Source organism: Rhizorhabdus phycosphaerae (assembly GCF_011044255.1).
GTDB lineage: Bacteria > Pseudomonadota > Alphaproteobacteria > Sphingomonadales > Sphingomonadaceae > Rhizorhabdus > Rhizorhabdus phycosphaerae.
Genome location: NZ_CP049107.1, coordinates 1,705,067 through 1,723,753 on the forward strand (window position 1 = coordinate 1,705,067; position 18,687 = coordinate 1,723,753).

At 66.7% G+C, this 18,687-nt stretch carries 17 protein-coding genes; 11 read left to right on the plus strand and 6 right to left on the minus strand.

Annotated features, from left to right (window positions below; all coding sequences use genetic code 11):
- Nucleotides 1-21: 21 nt before the first annotated feature.
- From G6P88_RS07755 to G6P88_RS07780, 6 genes are all read right to left on the minus strand, one after another.
- Entirely contained in the window at nt 22-501 is a 480-nt protein-coding gene (locus G6P88_RS07755; protein ID WP_165322634.1) for a TspO/MBR family protein, read from the minus strand.
- A complete protein-coding gene (locus tag G6P88_RS07760) occupies nt 498-1,694 on the minus strand; it encodes a geranylgeranyl diphosphate reductase (RefSeq protein ID WP_165322635.1) in 1,197 nt (398 codons plus the stop codon). Before G6P88_RS07760 ends, G6P88_RS07755 begins: the two co-directional genes overlap by 4 nt.
- The gene (locus tag G6P88_RS07765) at nt 1,691-2,995 is read right to left on the minus strand and encodes a BCD family MFS transporter (protein WP_226946772.1); all 1,305 of its coding nucleotides are present in this window, start codon (nt 2,993-2,995) and stop codon (nt 1,691-1,693) included. Before G6P88_RS07765 ends, G6P88_RS07760 begins: the two co-directional genes overlap by 4 nt.
- The gene (chlG, locus tag G6P88_RS07770; RefSeq protein WP_165322636.1) at nt 2,992-3,900 is read right to left on the minus strand and encodes a chlorophyll synthase ChlG; all 909 of its coding nucleotides are present in this window, start codon (nt 3,898-3,900) and stop codon (nt 2,992-2,994) included. Before chlG ends, G6P88_RS07765 begins: the two co-directional genes overlap by 4 nt.
- 57 nt (nt 3,901-3,957) lie before the next feature.
- Entirely contained in the window at nt 3,958-5,298 is a 1,341-nt protein-coding gene (gene ppsR, locus G6P88_RS07775) for a transcriptional regulator PpsR (protein WP_226946822.1), read from the minus strand.
- Between the two features lie 122 nt (nt 5,299-5,420).
- Nucleotides 5,421-6,317 carry a cobalamin B12-binding domain-containing protein gene (locus tag G6P88_RS07780; protein ID WP_165322638.1) on the minus strand — a complete coding sequence of 299 codons (897 nt, stop codon included), beginning with the start codon at nt 6,315-6,317 and terminating at the stop codon, nt 5,421-5,423.
- 216 nt (nt 6,318-6,533) lie between these two features.
- On the opposite strand from G6P88_RS07780, the gene bchF reads away from it, so the two are divergent.
- The 11 genes from bchF to G6P88_RS07835 all read left to right on the plus strand — a co-directional run bounded on the left by bchF (nt 6,534) and on the right by G6P88_RS07835 (nt 18,671).
- A complete protein-coding gene (gene bchF, locus G6P88_RS07785) occupies nt 6,534-7,049 on the plus strand; it encodes a 2-vinyl bacteriochlorophyllide hydratase (RefSeq protein WP_206335896.1) in 516 nt (171 codons plus the stop codon).
- Complete coding sequence (locus G6P88_RS07790; protein WP_165322639.1) at nt 7,046-8,323, plus strand: ferredoxin:protochlorophyllide reductase (ATP-dependent) subunit N; 1,278 nt, start codon at nt 7,046-7,048, stop codon at nt 8,321-8,323. Before bchF ends, G6P88_RS07790 begins: the two co-directional genes overlap by 4 nt.
- Before the next feature lie 106 nt (nt 8,324-8,429).
- The gene (bchB, locus tag G6P88_RS07795) at nt 8,430-9,977 is read left to right on the plus strand and encodes a ferredoxin:protochlorophyllide reductase (ATP-dependent) subunit B (protein ID WP_165322640.1); all 1,548 of its coding nucleotides are present in this window, start codon (nt 8,430-8,432) and stop codon (nt 9,975-9,977) included.
- Nucleotides 9,967-13,512 (plus strand): magnesium chelatase subunit H, encoded by a 3,546-nt coding sequence (locus G6P88_RS07800; RefSeq protein ID WP_165322641.1) that lies wholly within the window; start codon nt 9,967-9,969, stop codon nt 13,510-13,512. Before bchB ends, G6P88_RS07800 begins: the two co-directional genes overlap by 11 nt.
- Before the next feature lie 11 nt (nt 13,513-13,523).
- Nucleotides 13,524-14,414, plus strand: coding sequence for a ferredoxin:protochlorophyllide reductase (ATP-dependent) iron-sulfur ATP-binding protein (bchL, locus tag G6P88_RS07805; RefSeq protein ID WP_165322642.1), 891 nt, complete (start codon nt 13,524-13,526; stop codon nt 14,412-14,414).
- Nucleotides 14,414-15,112: a magnesium protoporphyrin IX methyltransferase gene (gene bchM / locus G6P88_RS07810; protein ID WP_165322643.1), complete on the plus strand. Its 699-nt coding sequence runs from the start codon at nt 14,414-14,416 to the stop codon at nt 15,110-15,112. Before bchL ends, bchM begins: the two co-directional genes overlap by 1 nt.
- Nucleotides 15,109-16,542, plus strand: a complete 1,434-nt coding sequence (locus G6P88_RS07815) for a BCD family MFS transporter (protein ID WP_165322644.1) — start codon at nt 15,109-15,111, stop codon at nt 16,540-16,542. Before bchM ends, G6P88_RS07815 begins: the two co-directional genes overlap by 4 nt.
- Before the next feature lie 11 nt (nt 16,543-16,553).
- Entirely contained in the window at nt 16,554-17,312 is a 759-nt protein-coding gene (puhA, locus tag G6P88_RS07820; RefSeq protein WP_165322645.1) for a photosynthetic reaction center subunit H, read from the plus strand.
- Nucleotides 17,309-17,926 (plus strand): photosynthetic complex putative assembly protein PuhB, encoded by a 618-nt coding sequence (gene puhB, locus G6P88_RS07825; RefSeq protein WP_165322646.1) that lies wholly within the window; start codon nt 17,309-17,311, stop codon nt 17,924-17,926. The genes puhA and puhB overlap by 4 nt, the downstream gene beginning before the upstream one ends.
- Nucleotides 17,923-18,390, plus strand: coding sequence for a photosynthetic complex assembly protein PuhC (gene puhC, locus G6P88_RS07830; RefSeq protein WP_165322647.1), 468 nt, complete (start codon nt 17,923-17,925; stop codon nt 18,388-18,390). The genes puhB and puhC overlap by 4 nt, the downstream gene beginning before the upstream one ends.
- Nucleotides 18,387-18,671: a hypothetical protein gene (locus G6P88_RS07835; protein ID WP_165322648.1), complete on the plus strand. Its 285-nt coding sequence runs from the start codon at nt 18,387-18,389 to the stop codon at nt 18,669-18,671. The genes puhC and G6P88_RS07835 overlap by 4 nt, the downstream gene beginning before the upstream one ends.
- The last annotated feature ends 16 nt before the right edge of the window (nt 18,672-18,687 follow it).

An 18,687-nucleotide genomic window follows, 5' to 3' on the forward strand; every position in this document is an offset into this window, starting at 1 on the left:
ACGCCCAGGCCAGCCAGCCGCTCAGCCGAATGGCCCGTTAAGCCGGACGATCGTCATGTTGAGATATCCGGCGAAAGTGACCCACATCAGATAGGGCAGCAACAACACGGCGCCCATGATCGATCTGCGCCAGATGAAAACGATCAGCCCGAGGATCGAAATCCACAGCCCGATCACTTCCACCATCGCCCAGTCCGGTCGGTGGAGCTTGAAGAACAACAGACTCCAGAGGATGTTGAGGAACCCGTTTAGGGCGAAGAGACCCAGCAGCCACTCGCGCTCGTTCCAGCGCATCGCCAGCCAGCCGTTGACCGCAGACAGGGCCGCCAACGCGAAGATTATCGTCCAGCCGATGCCATAAGCCGCATCGGGCGGCGCCCACTTGGGTTGGACGAGGCCGCGATACCAAGGCCCCAAATCGGTAATGGTCGCCCCCATGAACGCGACGACCGTCGCAAGGAGCAGGGCGACGACAGTCGGGAAAAGCCAGGCCCGGCTCATCGCGATCCGCCCGCCGTCTGCAACAGGTGGCGCATGTCCTTCAGGAAGATCCGCAGATAGGCCGCCGGTTGTGCGTAGACCAATCGCTTGTCCATATAGGCTGGCCATATCAGTTTCTGCACGTCGCGGTCCTCGCACATCGTCACGAAACGCTCCCGGCGCCGGTCGTTCCGATACCAGAAATATTGCATGATCCGAAGAACCCAGAACACCTGTCCATGGGCACGCATGAAAGCGCGGCGCGCCCGGCGCAGTGCCTTGGGATTGCCCGAGCGAAGGAAGGCGCCGACCGCAGAGGCTGCCTCGCGCCCGGCGACCATGGCATAGTAGATGCCCTCCCCCGAAGCCGGGGCGACTGCGCCCGCCGCATCGCCGGTGACGATGACATCGCGCCCATTGTCCCACCGCTTCAATGTCTTGAGCGGGATCGGCGCCCCTTCCCGACGGATCGTCGCACAGCCATCCAGACCCTCATGGGCGCGCAGTTGCGTGATAGAGTCACGCAGACCGAAACCCTTGATCGCGCTCCCGACCCCGACGCTGGTGGTATCTCCATGCGGAAACACCCACGCGTAAAAATCCGGCGACAAGGCCCCCTGATAAAATACGTCGCAGCGGCTGCGATCGAAGCTAGGGTCGCTCTCAGGCGGCGACGCTATCACTTCGTGATAGGCATAGACGCAGGGCATGCGATCGGCATCGGCCAGGACCGCCCTTGCCACGCGCGAGCGGGCGCCATCGGCCCCGATCACGCATCGCGCCGCTACGCGCTGTTCCGCCCCGCCGCGCCTGTCGGTATAGACCACGATCGCTGCACCATCGGCATCCCGCTCAATACGCTGGAAAGTGCCGGTCCGGCGCTCGGCGCCCGATGTTTCCGCCCGCGCACGCAGCCATTCGTCGAAGCTGTCGCGATCGACCATGCCGACAAAGCCGGTCCTGCGGCGCTCGTCCACCAGCATATCGACCCGCTGGTCACGCGGGTCGATCATGCGTGCCGCGACCGCGCGCCCGACGAGGAGGTGCTCCGGAATGGCGAAGTCGCGGATCAGTCGTGGCGGAATCGCACCGCCGCAGGGCTTGATCCGGCCAGCCCGGTCGAGCAGCAGGACATGACGGCCTTCCTTTGCGAGGTCATTTGCAGCGGTGGCCCCGGCCGGCCCGCCGCCGACGACGACGCAGTCATAGGTCATGCCGCCCTGGCCATTATCGGAATCGCCGCGCGCTGTACGGGGCGAAGCGCGAGGCCCGCCGCGATGAAGAACAGCAGCGCTTCGGCCGCGAACACGGTCGTAAACGCATCGGGGATCGAGCCGGTCAGCGCCCGGCCCGCATCGACGCCCACCGCCCCCAACAAGCCGCCGAGCCCGAACGCGATCGCCTGCGACGCACCCCACACCCCCATGCGGATACCCTCGCGCCCCTTGTCGCTGCTCGCCAGTCCCATCATGGCGCCGATCGCGGCGACAGCGAAGACACCATTGGCGAAACCCAGCAACGCGATGTTCGCCGTCAACGGCCAGCCCAAGCCGGAACGTGCGCCGATCGCCAGCCCCACAAGCGCCACTGCCGACGCGATGCAGCCACCGGCGGTCCATATCCGCAGCCCCCCAGGGCTCCGCCCCCCGAAGGCGCCACCGCCCAAGCCGACGAGAATCATGCCGGCCAGGACCGCTGCATGCTGCACGCCCGACAATTTGGTCGACTGCCCCGGCGTGAAATCGAACAGCAGGCCAGCGAAGGGCTCGAGGATGAGGTCCTGCATCGAATAGGCGAGCATCGACAGAAAGACGAAGACGGTGAACCGGCGCGCCGCAGGGTCGCCCCACATCTCGCGCAGTGCCGGGCCGAACGCGGAGCTGGACGCCGGCATCGCCGGCTCGGGCCGTACCGACGCTGGTTTACCCTCGACGCCCCACACCGCAGCGACCGCGATCAGGACCGCGACCGTGACCACGCCACCAGCCACCATCGCCAGCCGCGGCAGCGAAAAGGGGTCGATCAGTCCACCCGCGACGCCGGCCGTGACGACGATGCCGGCGATCATCATCGTCCAGGTCATCGATGCCGCCGCCGCCCGCCGTTCCGGCGCGACGCGTGTCGCAAGCAGAGCCAGCAGCGACGTTCCTGCCGCCCCCACGCCCGCTCCGATCAGCGAGAAGCCGAGCAGGGCCAGCGCGTAGCCCCAGAACGACCGCACGGCGAGCAGGCTGAGCGCATTCACCGCCAGCAACGTACCTGCCGCCAATATTGCCATCCCGAAGATGATCCAGGGCGTTCGCCGCCGGCCACGATCCGAGCCATGCCCCCAAATCGGTCGCGAGAGTTGCACCGCATAGTGCCACGCGACCAGGCCCGCCGGTAACGCGGCCGGCAGCATATATTCGACCACCATCACGCGATTCAGGAGCGATGTCGCGAGCATGACGATGGCGCCGATCGCACTTTGCACCAGCCCCAGGCGAATGATCCCGAACCACCCGAGCGGTTTCACAGCGCCATTACCCCGCCAAGACCCAGCGCGGCGGCCAGCATTCCGAGCACATATAAGGACGTTCCCGTCGCGTTGTACCACGGCGCATGCCGGCGCGGATCGGACAGCAAGCGTCGCATCAGCAGCAGTTGCCCGCCCAGCAGCACCGCAACCATGCCCGCAGACAGCATATGGCCCCAGGCTGCCAGCAGCGTGAAAACAACCGCCTGCGGCACCGCCATCACCACGCACGCCAGTCGCGCCGCAGGGCCGACCCCGAGCGTCACGGGCAGCGAGCGCAAGCCAGTGGCGCGGTCGCCCTCGACCGCCTTGAAATCGTTGAGCGTCATGATTCCGTGCGCCCCCACGCTGTAGAGCGCCAGGATGATCAGCACGGGAGGAGGCGGCAACCCGCCAGCCATGACGCTCGCGCCGGTGAACCAGGTCAGGCCTTCATAGGTCAGCGCGACCACCGCCGGGCCCCAGATGCCGCTGGTCTTGAAACGAAATGGCGGCGCGCTGTACCCCCAGGCACAGGCGAGGCCCAGGCAGGTCGCCGCGAAGATCCACGCGCCGGTCGCCCACGCCACAAGCAATGACAGGATCGTGCCTATGCAGGCGATCCACAGCCCCCAGCTGCCCGCAATTCGCCCCGACGGGATTGGGCGCTCTGGCTGATTGATCGCATCGACATGGCGATCGAACCAGTCGTTCACGGCCTGGCTGGTACCGCAGACCAACGGCCCGGCCAGCATGACGCCGGCCAGTAAGAACGGCCAGCGATCGACGAGGGGGACGCCGGACGAAACCACGCCGCACATGAACGCCCACATCGGCGGAAACCATGTTACCGGCTTGAGCAATTCCAGCACATCGCGCGGATATGGGATCGGCGTCGCGATACGAGAATCTTTTAAGCGCTCCATGTTCGGAACGCTATAACTGACATCTGCAGGCGTCAAACCAAATTGACAGTCAGCAGATCAGTCGTCACCCCCGACAAGATTGCCCAGCCCGTGGCGGTGCAGCTTGGAATAGAGGCTCTGACGGCTCACGCCCAGGATTTCGGCGGCCGATGCACGATTATCCGAGGTATAGGCAAGCGCCGCTTCGATACACAGCCGCTCGATCACGTCCGTGGATTCGCGGACGATGTCCTTCAGCGGCATACGGCCGACCAGTTCGGTGAGCTGTTCAACCGAACGCGGCACGTCGCGAGGAGCAGCCGCCACAGCATCCAGACGGCGCGCGACCGCGCGGATCGTGAAGCCATAGCATTCGCTGTCGCCCATCGGCGCGACCACGCCCGACAGCTCAACCTCTTCGTCGCCGCCGGTCATCCCGCGCAGGATCGTGGGAACATTGCGGACCATGCCGTGGTCCCGCAGCTGGCCCAAAATGAGATCAAGGTCGATTCCAGGCCGGCCGAGCCAATTGCCGAGGCCTTCGCCAATGGCGCGCTCCAGCGACGGTATCTCGGCGAGCTCCACGAACGCGGCGTTGGCCGCGAGTACGCTCAATTCCCGGTCGACCAGGACGAAGGCGTCCGGCATCCTCTCCACCACAGCACCGAGTGCCGCGTCATAGGGATGGTCGGACGCTGAACGGTCGGCCATGGCGATACGCACGAGCAGCAGCGGCGCACGCGCCTGACGAAAAAGCCGCGCCGAGATCCGGGCTTCGCCGCGCGCCTTGCTCAGCCGAAGAGTGGCCGGCGCCAGGTCGTCGGTCGCTTCCGAAGCCCCCAGATAGGCGATGAAATCGTCGCGGTCGCGCGGATCCACGATCGTCGCCAGCGCCTTGCCGACCAGCGTGCCCTCGGCCGCGTCGAGCAGGCGGTGCGCGGCGGGGTTCGCCTCGCGGATGCGTCGCGTGGCCGCATCGGCGATGAGCACCGGCTCCGACGACATGTCGAACAGCAGACGATAACGCGTCTCGACCTGCCGCAGCCGCATATAGTCGCGTTCGAGCGATTGCTGGGTCCGGAGCAGCCGCTGCTGCATCGCCGCCTCTTTGCGCATGTCGCGCCCGATCGCAATCAAACGGTCCTCGTCGCCCAACGCCATCGTGACGTAGCTGATGGGCACGTCGCTACCGGCGGTTGGGTGATTGACCTGGCGCCAGCGCGGAGCCGATCCGGCCGCGGCTGCGTCGGCCAGCATTTCCTCGATTTTCGGGCGGCTCTCGACGGTGACCGTGTCGATCCACGCCCGGCCGATCCATTCGGCGAACCCTTGGCTGGCAAGGTCGACTTGCGATACGGCGACGTCGAGAATGCGTCCGACACCCGACAGAATGAAGGTAACGTCGCCCACTGCGGACATCAGCACAGCGGAGACTTCCGCCGACAACGGTCCCGGCATCATATCTGGCCGCGCAAAAGCGGTCTTGAGGGACGGGGCGACAGGCGTGGTCATCGACGAGCGTCGCTTTCCAGAAAACGATATCAGCTACAAGCGGAAATTTCCCTTTCACGGACACGGACAAGATCCGCAGCCACTTTCAGGGCATGCTTGGCATCGCGGGCGGTACCATCGGCCCCAACCTGTTTCGCAAGGTCGGGATCGGCGGCAAATACCCTCCCTCCAACCATGATGCAGAGGCCGGGGTTTCGGGAAACATTCCGCAGCGCAGCAATGATCGATGGGAGCGCCGCGATATTGCAGTCGAGACTGACAGTCAATCCGACAAGGTCGAACCATTCGCCGCTGGCACGCCGTAGCAAGTCGGGCGTCGAACAGTCCACCAGCAACTCGGTCATCCAGCCATTGTGGCGAAACACTTCATCGATCATGACAGCGCCGAATGTGTGCTGATCTCCCGGTATCGCCGCAAATAGCACACGATGGCCTCCGGCGGCGCGGCGGCGATCGGCCGGGACGCGTGCGGCGATCTCGCGAACGACCTCCTGCAGTCGCCAGAGCCCCATCGTGACATCGACGAAATTGCACCGGTCTTCGTCCCAATAGACGCCGAGCAGGCGCGCCGCCGGCGCAACCAGATCTACCATGATGGTATCGACCGCAACGCGTCGCGCGAGGATCGAATCCACATGGCTCAGCAGCGCATCGGCATCAACCTGCAGCGCCAGACGCGCCAGCGTGTCGATGTCTTCGGGGGCAGCCCCGCCTTCGGCGGCGTCGGGCGCGCGAACAGAATGCGCTATCATCAGGCGAGGAATGATCTCGTTTTCGATCAGGGTCGACAACGACCGATCACATGGCGCCGCCGTCGCTTCCCTGCGGAAACTGGCAAGTTGAAGCGCATCGGGCGCAAGTCGCACCAGGGCCTGCGCGAGTTCGGCAGGAACGGTCTGAGGATCTCGAGGCGCTAATGACGCCATAGCCCGTCCCTCTCGCTGGTTGATGTCCCCAGAGACAATTGGTGGAACTGCCCTCCGACATCCCCACGACTCGGACAGTATGCCTGTTCTCGATGTGTAGCAACCTCGCAATGAACCTTCGAGAAGAAATGTCTAAAAATTTGGACGTCATTTCCGTTTGACACATTTGGCCAGTTGGTCGTAGCCTTGTGACCTGACTGGAAAAGGGCAGACGACGTGGCGCTGCGGTCGAACGACTCATATTCCGCAAATGGTGGACGCGCCGCGCCGCTCTATACGGCCGAGCAGCGCCAGCGGCGGGATTCGACACGCTGGACGCTCGTGCAGGGCATTCTCGCGCCTCTTCAGTTCTTCGTCTTCCTCGCCAGCCTGATGCTCGTCCTCCGCTACCTCGCCACCGGCGACGGAGCCTTTGCGGCTACGGTGTCGATCGTCACCAAGACGCTGCTTCTTTACGCGATCATGATCACCGGCTCGATCTGGGAGAAGGTCGTGTTCGGCAAATGGCTCTTCGTGCCCGCCTTCTTCTGGGAGGATGTGTTCAGCATGCTCGTGCTGGCACTGCACACGGCCTATCTGGTCATGCTGATCGGGGATTTCGGCAGCGAACGCGACCGGATGCTCCTCGCCCTGGCGGCCTATGCAAGCTACGTCGTGAACGCCGGGCAATTCTTGTGGAAACTGCGCGTCGCCCGCCTGACGGCGCCGTCACAGATGGCGCTGGAAGGATGACGCCCCCGCCCTCCCCTGCGACCCTGGGGTGCAACGCCGCCCCGGTGCTGCGCGAACGCGGACAGCGGGAGGTCTTCTGCGGGCTGACCGGAATCATCTGGCTGCATCGCAAGGTACAGGACGCTTTCTTCCTCGTCGTCGGCTCGCGCACCTGCGCCCATCTGCTGCAGTCGGCGGCGGGCGTGATGGTCTTCGCCGAGCCGCGCTTCGGTACCGCGATCATCGAGGAGCGCGACCTGGCCGGACTCGCCGACTGCAACGACGAGCTCGACCGCGTGGTCGACCGCCTGCTGACGCGCCGGCCCGACATCAAATTGCTGTTCCTCGTCGGCTCCTGCCCGTCCGAAGTCATCAAGCTCGATCTGTCGCGCGCCGCAGGGCGGCTCTCGACCAAGCATGCCGGAACGACGAAGATCCTGAATTACTCGGGAAGCGGGATCGAGACGACCTTCACCGAAGGCGAAGACGCTTGCCTCGCCGCGCTGGTGGCCGATCTTCCCGCCGACACGACGGAAGTGCCGAGCCTGATGATCGTCGGCGCGCTTCCCGACGTGGTCGAGGACCAGTTTCTGCGGCTGTTCGCCGAGCTCGGCATCGCGCATGTCCACATGCTCCCCGCGCGTCGAGCCGAGGCGATGCCGCCGGTTGGCCCCGACACGCGCTTTCTGCTGGCGCAACCGTTTCTGGGTGAGACCGCGCGGGCGCTGGAAGATCGCGGCGCCACCCGGCTCGACGCGCTGTTCCCCTTCGGCGCGGAAGGAACGACCAACTGGCTCCACGCAGCGGCGACCGCATTCGGCGTCGACGAGATGCACTTCCGCCGCGTGATCGCGCCGGGTCGCGAGCGCGCCAAGCGGGCGATCGAACACAGCTACGCAAAACTTGCGGGCAAGCGCATCACCTTCCTCCCCGACTCGCAACTGGAAGTGCCGCTGGCACGCTTCCTGGCAACCGAGCTGGGCATGGAGCCGGTGGAGGTCGGCACGCCCTATCTCCACCGCCGCCACCTCGCACAGGAACTGGCATTGCTGCCAGAGGGGACGCTCATCAGCGAAGGTCAGGACGTCGATCGTCAACTCGACCGCGTCCGCGCCGCCCGGCCCGACCTGACGGTGTGCGGCCTCGGCCTCGCCAATCCGCTGGAGGCCGAGGGCCTGACGACGAAATGGGCGATCGAGCTGGTCTTCTCGCCCATTCACGGCTTCGACCAGGCAGGCGACCTCGCCGAACTCTTCGCGCGCCCGCTGAGGCGGCGAGACGTGTTGCAGCTATGAACAGCCGGCAGCCCCCGTTCGCTTCGGGCGACGTCGAGAAGCGGCCATCGGCGGACGGTCAACGTCTCTCGGCGGCACTCGCAGCCAACGGCACGGAGGGCGGTCGATGCAACTGACTGTATGGACCTATGAGGGTCCGCCCCATGTCGGCGCGATGCGGATCGCAACCGCGATGCAGGGTGTCCATTATGTGCTGCACGCGCCGCAGGGGGACACCTATGCCGACCTGCTGTTCACGATGATCGAGCGGCGCAGCAAGCGCCCCCCGGTCACCTACACCACCTTCCAGGCGCGCGATCTGGGCAAGGATACGGCCGAGTTGTTCCAGCAGGCGGCACGCGATGCCTATGCGCGCTTCCAGCCGCAGGCGATGCTGGTCGGCGCGTCCTGTACCGCCGAGCTGATCCAGGACGATCCCTCGGGCCTCGCCGAGGCGATGCGCCTTCCCTGCCCCGTCGTCGCGCTCGAACTGCCGAGCTATCAGCGCAAGGAAAATTGGGGCGCGGCGGAGACCTTCTACCAGCTCGTGCGCCGGATGTGCGCGGGCGTCGCCAAGCCGGCGCGCGCCGACAGGGCGCGGCCATCGGCCAACATCCTCGGGCCGACCGCCCTCGGCTTTCGCCATCGCGACGATGTAATCGAAATCACGCGGCTGCTCGGCACGCTGGGCATCGACGTCAACGTCGTCGCGCCGCTGGGGGCTACCCCTGCCGACCTGTCGCGGCTGGCGGATGCGGATTTCAACATCTGCCTCTATCCCGAAATCGCCGATACCGCGTGCCGCTGGCTGGAACGCAGCTACGCGCAAAAGACGGTACGGACGGTGCCGATCGGCTACGGCGCCACCCGTGCCTTCATCGCCGAGGTCGCCGCACTTGCGGGCGTCGACCCGGCTGCGGCGCTCGATACGTCGAACATGCCCTGGTGGAGCCGCTCGGTCGACTCGACCTATCTGACCGGCAAACGCGTCTTCATCTTTGGCGACGCGACCCACGCCATCGCCGCTGCCCGCGTGGCGCGCGACGAGCTTGGCTTCGAGGTCGTGGGGCTCGGCTGCTACAATCGGGAATTCGCGCGCGACCTGCGCGAGGCGGCAGCACTCTACGGCGTCGAACCGCTGATCACCGACGATTATCTCGTCGTCGAGGACGCGATCCAGGCACTTCAGCCCGAGCTGGTACTCGGCACGCAGATGGAGCGGCACATCGCCAAACGGCTGCGCATTCCCTGCGCCGTGATCTCCGCACCCGTCCACGTCCAGGACTTCCCTGCGCGCTACAGCCCGCAAATGGGGTTCGAGGGCGCAAATGTGCTGTTCGATACCTGGGTCCACCCGCTGGTGATGGGGCTGGAGGAGCATCTGCTGACGATGTTCCGGGACGATTTCGAATTTTCCGACGCACACGGAGCCAGCCATCTGGGACATGGCGCCCAGCCGGCGGCAGCGCCCGAGCCGACCGTAGCAGCCATCACCGAGGCCCCGGCCCAGACTGCGGGCGGCTGGGCCCCCGAGGCCGAGCGCGAGCTGCTGAAGATCCCTTTCTTCGTCCGCGGCAAGGCGCGGCGGAACACCGAAAAGTTCGCGGCCGAGCAGGGCGTGGCCACGATCACCCTCGACACGCTGTATGACGCAAAGGCGCATTATGCCCGATAGCACCGCGCCTCTCCGCCCGGATTCGCTCCGGGTCGTGATCGTCACGCTCGACAACCATCTGTCGGGCGCCGCCGAGCGCGCGGCGGCGCGGTTTGCCGCAGACGGGGCCGACATCACGATCGGCTTCCACGCCGCCGCCGACTGGGACCGCGATCCGGCGCGCCTCACCGCCTGCCTCGCCGACATCGCGCGCGGCGACATCATCATCGCATCGATGCTGTTCCTGGACGATCATATCCGCGCGGTACTGCCTGCGCTGGAGGCGCGGCGCGAAGCGTGCGCGGCAATGGTGGGTCTGATGTCCGGCAGCGAGGTCGTCAAGCTGACGCGGCTCGGCGAGTATCGCATGGACAAGCCCGCAAAAGGGCCGCTGGCGCTGCTCAAGCGGCTGCGCGGGTCATCCAAATCGGGCAAATCATCGGGCGCGGGCCAGATGAAGATGCTGCGCCGCCTGCCCAAGATGCTGCGGTTCATTCCCGGCACGGCCCAGGATGTTCGCGCCTATTTTCTGACGCTGCAATATTGGCTCGCCGGGTCCGACGACAATGTCGTCAACATGGTGCGCGCGCTGGCGCATCGCTATGCCGGCCACGCGACGCGCGCCGAGAGCCCCCGCGACTATCCCGATGTCGGGCTGTACCACCCCCGGCTCGCCGAGCGGATGACCGACCGCATCGATGCGCTGCCCCCAGCCAAGGCAAGGAACGGCACGGTCGGCCTGCTGATGCTGCGTTCCTATCTGCTCAGCCGCGACACCGGCCATTATGATGGTGTCATCGCGGCGCTGGAAGCACGCGGGTTGCGCGTGATCCCCGCCTTTGCGGGCGGGCTCGACTCGCGCGCGGCGATCGACCGTTTCTTCGTGGACGACGGGCGCGCGACGGTCGATGCGGTCGTGTCGCTGACCGGCTTCAGCCTGGTCGGCGGACCGGCCTATAACGACTCGGCGGCAGCCGAGGAGGTGCTTGCCGCGCTCGACGTGCCCTATGTCGCGGCGCATCCGCTCGAGTTCCAGTCGCTCCAACAATGGGGTGCGAGCCGCCAGGGGCTGCTGCCGATCGAGGCGACGATGATGGTCGCGATCCCCGAGCTCGACGGCTCGATCTTGCCCAGCGTGTTCGGGGGCCGCGCGGACGGATCCGGCGAGCCCTGCACCGGTTGCGGGCGCGGCTGCACCTTCCCTGCCGCCGCGCTGACCCGCGAGATGCAGTCCTGCCCGGAGCGCGCGGAAGCGCTCGCCGGCAAGGTCGCGAAACTGGTTGCGCTGCGCCGATCGGAACGGGCGGCACGCAAGCTTGCCATCGTGCTGTTCAATTTCCCGCCCAATGCCGGCGCAACCGGCACCGCGGCGCATCTCGCGGTCTGGGAATCGCTGCATGCGACGCTGACCCGGTTGGCTGGCGAAGGCTATGACGTCGCTGTCCCCGCCGATGTCGACGCGCTGCGCGACGCGGTGCTGAAGGGTAATGCCGCACGCTACGGCGCAGACGCCAACGTCCATGTGCGGATCCAGGCCGACGACCATGTCCGCCGCGAGCCGCATCTGGCGGCGATCGAGGCGCAATGGGGCCCAGCGCCGGGCAAGCAGCAGAGCGACGGCGGCACCATCCACGTGCTGGGCGCGCAGTTCGGCAGCCTGTTCGTCGGCATCCAGCCCGCCTTCGGCTATGAGGGCGACCCGATGCGGCTGTTGTTCGAGGGCCGTTTCACCCCGACCCACGCGTTCAGCGCCTTCTATCGCTGGTTGCGTGAGGATTTCGCCGCAGACGCTGTGCTCCATTTCGGAACGCACGGCGCGCTGGAGTTCATGCCCGGCAAGCAGGCGGGTCTGAGTGGCGATTGCTGGCCGGAACGGCTGATCGGCGACCTGCCCAACATCTATCTCTATGCCGCCAACAACCCGTCCGAAGGCCTGATCGCCAAGCGCCGCTCCGGCGCGACATTGATCAGCTATCTGACGCCCCCGCTGGCGCAGTCCGGGCTGTACAAGGGACTGAACGATCTCAAGGCTCTGATCGAGCGCTGGCGCTCCTCGCCGTCGGACGAAGAGCGCGCCGCGGTGGAACCGATGATCGCGGCGTCGGCGGAGATGCTAGATCTCGATGCGAGCGACATCGCACTGCTTTCGAGCCGGATTTACGAGATCGAGCGTGAGCTGATCCCGCACGGCCTGCACATTCTGGGGCAGCCGATCCCCGAGGCTCAGCGCGCGGAGATGATCGCGGCGGGCGCGGAACTGTCGGATCACAATGGCGAGCTCGATGCGCTGGTCCATGCGCTCGACGGTGGCTTCGTGCGGCCGGCGCCGGGCGGCGACGTGCTGCGCAACCCCAAGGTGCTGCCGACCGGCCGCAACATCCATGGCTTCGACCCCTTCCGCATCCCCGGCACCTTCGCGATGGCCGAGGGCAAGCGTCAGGCGGATGCGCTGCTCGAACGGCACGGCGGCGACGGCGCGCTGCCCGAAACGCTGGCTATGGTGCTGTGGGGCACCGACAATCTCAAGTCCGAAGGCGTCCAGATCGCACAGGCGCTGACGCTGATCGGCGCCCGTCCACGGTTCGACGGCTATGGCCGGCTCGCCGGGGCGGAACTGGTGCCGCTGGGGGAACTCGGCCGGCCGCGCATCGACGTGGTTGTGACCCTGTCGGGCATCTTCCGCGATCTGCTGCCGCTCCAGACGCGCATGATTGCGGAGGCCGCCTGGCTCGCCGCTTCGGCCGACGAACCGCTGACGCACAATTTCGTGCGCAAGCACAGCCTGGCGCATGCCGACAAGCACGGCTGCGATCTCCAGACGGCCGCGCTGCGCGTCTTCTCCAATGCCGAAGGCTCGTACGGCGCCAACGTCAACATGCTGATCGACGACGGTGCCTGGACGGATCCTGACGAGATCGCCGAGGTGTTCGAGCGGCAGAAGGGCTATGCCTATGGCCCGAACGGCAAGCCGGCGCGTCAGGCGGAATTGTTCAAGTCTGCGCTCGCGACAGTCGACCTCGCCTATCAGAACCTCGATTCGGTCGAGCTGGGCGTCACCGACATCGACCATTATGTCGATGCCCTAGGCGGAATCAGCCGCTCGATCACGCGCGCAAAGGGCAGCGCCGCGCCGATCTACATTGTCGATGCGACGCAAGGCCCGACCAAGGTCCGCACGCTTGCCGAACAAGTCGATCTCGAGACGCGGACGCGCATGCTCAACCCCCTGTGGTACGAAGGGCAGCTCAAGCACGGCTTCGAAGGCGTGCGGAACATCGAAAGCCACGTGACCAACACGATGGGCTGGTCGGCCACCACCGGGCAGGTCGCGCCCTGGATCTACCAGCGCATCAGCGAAACCTACGTCCTTGATCCGGCGATGCGCGAGCGCCTCGCCGCGCTCAACCCGAAGGCATCGGCCCGCGTGGCCAACCGGCTGATCGAGGCAAGCGAACGCCAGTTCTGGCTGCCCGATCCGGAAACTCTCGCTGCTCTCCAGGCGGCCAGCGACGAACTTGAAGACCGCCTCGAAGGCGTCACCCCGGTGGCGGCATAAGGAATTTGAAGATGGCCCTGTTTGATCCCCCCGCGAAGAAGCTGGACGGCGAAGGCTCGCTCCAGGTCGCACTCGACCCCAATGACCGGATCGGCACCGCCAAGGTGTTCGCCGTCTATGGCAAGGGCGGGATCGGCAAGTCGACCACCTCGTCCAACCTGTCTGCGGCGTTTTCCTTGCTCGGCAAGCGCGTGCTCCAGATCGGCTGCGATCCCAAGCATGACAGCACCTTCACGCTGACCAAGAAGCTGATGCCCACCGTCATCGACGTGCTCGAGACCGTCGAATTCCACAGCGAGGAACTCCGCCCCGAGGACTATATGTTCGAGGGGTTTAACGGCGTGATGTGCGTCGAGGCGGGCGGGCCTCCGGCAGGAACCGGGTGCGGTGGCTATGTCGTCGGCCAGACGGTGAAACTGCTCAAGCAGCACCATCTGCTCGAGGACACCGACGTCGTCCTGTTCGACGTGCTTGGCGACGTGGTGTGCGGAGGCTTTGCCGCCCCCCTCCAGCATGCCGAGCGTGCTGTCGTCGTGGCATCGAACGACTTCGACAGCATTTTCGCGATGAACCGCATCGTCGCCGCCATCAAGGCCAAGTCCAAGAATTACGACGTGCGCATGGCGGGCGTCATCGCCAACCGCTCGACTGCAACCGACGAGATCGACCGCTTTAACGAGGCCACCGGCCTGAAGCGCCTCGCGCATTTCCCTGATCTCGACGCCATCCGCCGCTCGCGCCTGAAGAAATGCACGCTGTTCGAGATGGAGCAGACGCCCGAGGTCGCCGCGGCCTGCGACGAGTATAAGCGGCTCGCAGCGATGCTGTGGGCAGGCGTCGACCCGCTCGATGCCGAGCCGATGAAGGATCGCGATATCTTCGAATTTCTGGGGTTCGAGTGATGGCCAGCGCTGCCCCCTCCTCCACCTATGCCGATCGGCGTTCGTCGCTCGAGACCTATTTCGACCGCACGGCGTCGAAGACCTGGGAGCGGCTGACGTCGGACGCGCCGGTCAGCGGCATCCGCGCGACCGTTCGCGCCGGCCGCAACCGGATGCGCGACATGTTGCTGTCGTGGCTGCCTGCCGACATGACCGGCCTTCGGCTGCTCGACGCCGGCTGCGGCACAGGCGCGCTGGCGGTCGAGGCGGCGCGGCGCGGGGCCGAGGTGGTGGCGATCGACGTGGCACGCAGCCTGGTCGAGGTCGCCCATCATCGCGCGCCGAAGGGCCTCAAGATCGACTGGCGGGTCGGTGACCTGCTCGATCCCGCGCTCGGCCGCTTTGACCATATCGTGGCGATGGACTCGCTGATCCACTATCGCGCATTCGACATCGTCGATGTGCTGTCCGGCCTTGCCGATCGCACCGACGGATCGCTGCTGTTCACTTTCGCGCCCTCGACCCGGCCGCTCATCGTCATGCATGCGATCGGCAAATTATTCCCGCGCGGCAACCGCTCGCCGGCAATCGAGCCGGTCCGCGAGCGGCTGCTCCGCACGCTGATAGACGGTGCGATGCCGTCGGCCAGGATCGGCCGCAGCGAGCGTATCGGCAGCGGCTTCTACACCAGCCATGCCCTGGAGGTGATGCCGGGATGAGCCGCGTGGCCGCCTTGCGGACCGGAGCGTTCTGGAACCGCGTCGGTACGCGCTTCCTGCCGTTCGCCGATGCCGCAACGGTGGAACTCCCGCTCGGCCGGCTGCTGCGCCTGTCGCTGTTCCAGATGTCGGTCGGCATGGCAGCGGTCCTGCTAACCGGCACGCTCAACCGGGTGATGATCGTCGAGCTGGGCATGTCGGCGTCGATCGTGGCCGCGATGGTATCGCTCCCGCTGCTGTTCGCCCCGCTCCGCGCGCTCATCGGCTTCCGCTCCGATACGCACCGTTCGGTGCTCGGCTGGAAAAGAGTGCCGTACATCTGGTTCGGGACGCTTCTGCAGTTCGGCGGGCTGGCGCTGCTGCCCTTCGGGCTGCTGGTGATGACCGGCGGCGGCATCGGCCCGGCCATCGTCGGGCAGATCGGTGCGGGGCTCGCCTTCCTGCTGGTCGGCGCCGGAATGCACACGACGCAGACCGCGGGTCTCGCGCTCGCGACCGACCTCGCCACCGAAGACTCCCGACCGCGCGTCGTCGCTTTGCTCTACGTCATGCTGCTTGTCGGCATGCTGGTCAGCGCGCTCGTGATCGGGCGGCTGCTCGCGGACTTCACCCCGACCAAGCTCGTCCAGATCGTCCAGGGTGCGGCGATGCTGACGATGGTCCTGAACGTCGTGGCACTCTGGAAGCAGGAGGCACGCGCGCCTCGCTCGGCCCAGCCGGCGCCAGCGCGCCCGGCCTTCCGCACTGTCTGGGCTCCCTTCATCGCCAATGCGCGGACACGCCGGCTGCTGGTCGCGGTCGGACTGGGCGCGGCAGCGTTCAGCATGCAGGACGTCCTGCTGGAACCCTATGGCGGACAGATCCTCGGCCTGTCGGTCGGCGCGACGACCTCGCTCACCGCACTCTGGGCGGTCGGAATGCTCGCCGGCTTCACCTATGCTGCCCGCGCCCTCTCGGCCGGAGCCGACCCGCACCGGTTGGCGGGGTTCGGCGCCGTGGCAGGCATCGGCGCCTTCCTCTGCGTGATCTTCGCAGGCCCACTCCACTTGCCGGCCCTGCTGGGCATCGGCGCGACCTTCATCGGCGCCGGCGCGGGCCTGTTCTCGGTCGGTACGCTCACGGCAGCGATGGCGCTGGGCGATGCGGAGCGAACCGGCCTGGCCTTGGGTGCCTGGGGTGCGGTGCAGGCGACGGCCGCCGGCCTCGCCATTGCGATCGGCGCCCTCATGCGCGACGCCGTGTCGTCGGCAGCAGTAGAGAACCGCTTCGGAGCGACGCTGGCCGCACCGACGACGGGCTATGCCCTGGTCTACGCAATAGAGATTTTGCTGCTGGTCGCAGCGCTCGTCGCCCTCGGACCGCTCGTCCGCACCTATCGGTCTACCCCGTCCACCCCCCGCGGCTTCGGCCTCAGCGAATTTCCGATCTGAAAGGTCCTGCCATGAGCCCTGAACTCACCCCCGGCATCGATGTCGCCCTGTTGGTCTTCTGGTCGTTCGTCCTCTTCTTCGTCTGCCTGGTCTTCTACCTGCGCCGCGAGGACAGACGTGAGGGCTATCCGCTCGAGGACGAGTTCACCGGCCGGGTCGAGACGCCGGGTGGCCCGCTCAGCACCGCGTCGACCAAGACGTTCCGGCTGCCCTTTGGCCACGGCTTCGTCACCGCACCGACCAAGGGCCGCGAACCGGTGGACATCGCCGCGCGCCGCACCGATCGCTTCGCCGGCGCGCCCTACGAGCCCACCGGCAATCCGCTGGTCGACGGCATCGGCCCGGCCGCCTGGGCCGAGCGCGCCAAGCATCCCGACCTCGACATGGAGGGTCACCCGCGCATCCTGCCGCTCAGCAAGGCCAGCGCCTTCGGCATCGCCCGCGAGGATTCGGACCTGAACGGCTGGCCGGTGATCGGCGCCGACGGTGCCGTCGCCGGCCATGTCACCGACCTGTGGATCGACACCGCCGACCGGCTGGTCCGCTACATCCAGATGGAGGACGGCATATTGGCGCCGATGATGATGGCGAAGGTCGACCGCCGGCGTCGCCGCGTCGTGATCGATGCGATCAACGCCGCACAGTTCGCAGGCGTGCCCCGCCCCTCCGCTGCCGACCAGATCACCCTGTATGAGGAAGAGCGCGTCGCGTCCTATTTTGGCGGTGGCTATCTCTACGCCAATGCCGGCCGTCAGGAGCCGATCATATGACCGAGCATGAGATCGAGCCGATCCCCGGCCTGCCAGGACAGCTGCCACCGGGCGAGCGCATCCTGTGGCAGGGGTCGCCCGAGTGGCGTGTCCTGGCGCGGACGGCTTTCGGCACGCGCTGGGTCGCCGGCTATTTCGCCCTGCTCATCGCCATATCCATAGTCTTCGGCAGCATCACAGGCGTTGCCATGACGACCGCTCTGGGCGGGGTCGCCCTTGGCCTGCTCCATCTGCTGGCCCGCGCTTCGGCGCGGACGACGCTCTACACGCTCACCAACCGGCGCATCGTCCTGCGGATCGGCATCGCGGTGCCCAAATGCATCAACCTGCCGCTCGGAAAGATCGCCGCGGTCGACCTGGGCTGCCACGCCGACGGAACCGGTGATCTGCCGCTGACCCTGATGGGCACCCACCGGATGGGCTATCTTGCCTTCTGGCCGCACGTCCTGCCCTGGAAGGTCGGCACGCCCCGGCCGATGCTGCGCGCGGTACCCGATGCCGCGAACGTGGCGGCGCTGGTAGCGCGGACCTGCCTCGCGGCCAATCCCGGCGGGCAGATCGCTGTCGCCGAAACCCCGGCGCAGCCGATGCCGTCGTTGGCGCAGGTCGCATGAGCACCGCACATAATCACGCCAATATGCTGCCACGCGGTACGCTGGTCGTTGCCGGCGCGATGGTCGCGTTCGCGCTGACGGCAACCACCATGGTGCGGATCACGGGCACGCCGCCTGCGGCCTCACCCGTCGCTTTGCGCGCCCAGGAGAAGATTGCGCCACTCGCCGAGCGCGTGCTGCGCTTCCGCGACCGCGCCGACGGGGCCGTGGTGATCGACGACGTTGTGACCGGACGGACGGCGGCAGTGATCGCACCCGGCGAGCAGACCGGCTTCACCCGCGGCGTGATGCGCGGGCTGGCCCGCGACCGGCATATGCGCGGCATCGGCGCGGAGCCGCCGTTCCGCCTGACCGCCTGGGCGAATGGGCAGCTTTCGCTGACCGACACCGCGACCGGCCGGACGATCGAGCTTTCGAGCTTCGGCGCCACCAACCGCGCGACCTTTGCGGCGTTGCTCAAATGAGCCGCCGGTTCGACATCGGCTGCACCGTCGAGGTGGCGCACAGTTTCGAGCATCTGCATGCGCATGTGACGCTCGACAGCGATGTCCAGCTCGACGCGGGGGACCGCGTAATCGTTCATGGCGCGCGCATCATCGTCCCCTTCGGCGGATCGCTCACCGAGCGGCGCACCGCGACGGTGACCCGCGCCCGGCCGTGGGAGCGGGCCTTGACCCGCATCAAGGCACGGCTCGCGCTGACCGAATTATACGAAATTGGCTTCTCGCCGGGAGATCATCGATGAGCACCATGGCCCTCAA

Bases quoted from the DNA above. Each gene is read 5' to 3' on its own strand.
- G6P88_RS07755 (WP_165322634.1), bottom strand. From the start codon at position 501: ATGAGCCGGGCCTGGCTTTTCCCGACTGTCGTCGCCCTGCTCCTTGCG.
- G6P88_RS07760 (WP_165322635.1), bottom strand. From the start codon at position 1,694: ATGACCTATGACTGCGTCGTCGTCGGCGGCGGGCCGGCCGGGGCCACC.
- chlG (WP_165322636.1), bottom strand. From the start codon at position 3,900: ATGGAGCGCTTAAAAGATTCTCGTATCGCGACGCCGATCCCATATCCG.
- ppsR (WP_226946822.1), bottom strand. From the start codon at position 5,298: ATGTCCGCAGTGGGCGACGTTACCTTCATTCTGTCGGGTGTCGGACGC.
- G6P88_RS07780 (WP_165322638.1), bottom strand. From the start codon at position 6,317: ATGGCGTCATTAGCGCCTCGAGATCCTCAGACCGTTCCTGCCGAACTC.
- G6P88_RS07790 (WP_165322639.1), top strand. From the start codon at position 7,046: ATGACGCCCCCGCCCTCCCCTGCGACCCTGGGGTGCAACGCCGCCCCG.
- bchB (WP_165322640.1), top strand. From the start codon at position 8,430: ATGCAACTGACTGTATGGACCTATGAGGGTCCGCCCCATGTCGGCGCG.
- G6P88_RS07800 (WP_165322641.1), top strand. From the start codon at position 9,967: ATGCCCGATAGCACCGCGCCTCTCCGCCCGGATTCGCTCCGGGTCGTG.
- bchL (WP_165322642.1), top strand. From the start codon at position 13,524: ATGGCCCTGTTTGATCCCCCCGCGAAGAAGCTGGACGGCGAAGGCTCG.
- bchM (WP_165322643.1), top strand. From the start codon at position 14,414: ATGGCCAGCGCTGCCCCCTCCTCCACCTATGCCGATCGGCGTTCGTCG.
- G6P88_RS07815 (WP_165322644.1), top strand. From the start codon at position 15,109: ATGAGCCGCGTGGCCGCCTTGCGGACCGGAGCGTTCTGGAACCGCGTC.
- puhA (WP_165322645.1), top strand. From the start codon at position 16,554: ATGAGCCCTGAACTCACCCCCGGCATCGATGTCGCCCTGTTGGTCTTC.
- puhB (WP_165322646.1), top strand. From the start codon at position 17,309: ATGACCGAGCATGAGATCGAGCCGATCCCCGGCCTGCCAGGACAGCTG.
- puhC (WP_165322647.1), top strand. From the start codon at position 17,923: ATGAGCACCGCACATAATCACGCCAATATGCTGCCACGCGGTACGCTG.
- G6P88_RS07835 (WP_165322648.1), top strand. From the start codon at position 18,387: ATGAGCCGCCGGTTCGACATCGGCTGCACCGTCGAGGTGGCGCACAGT.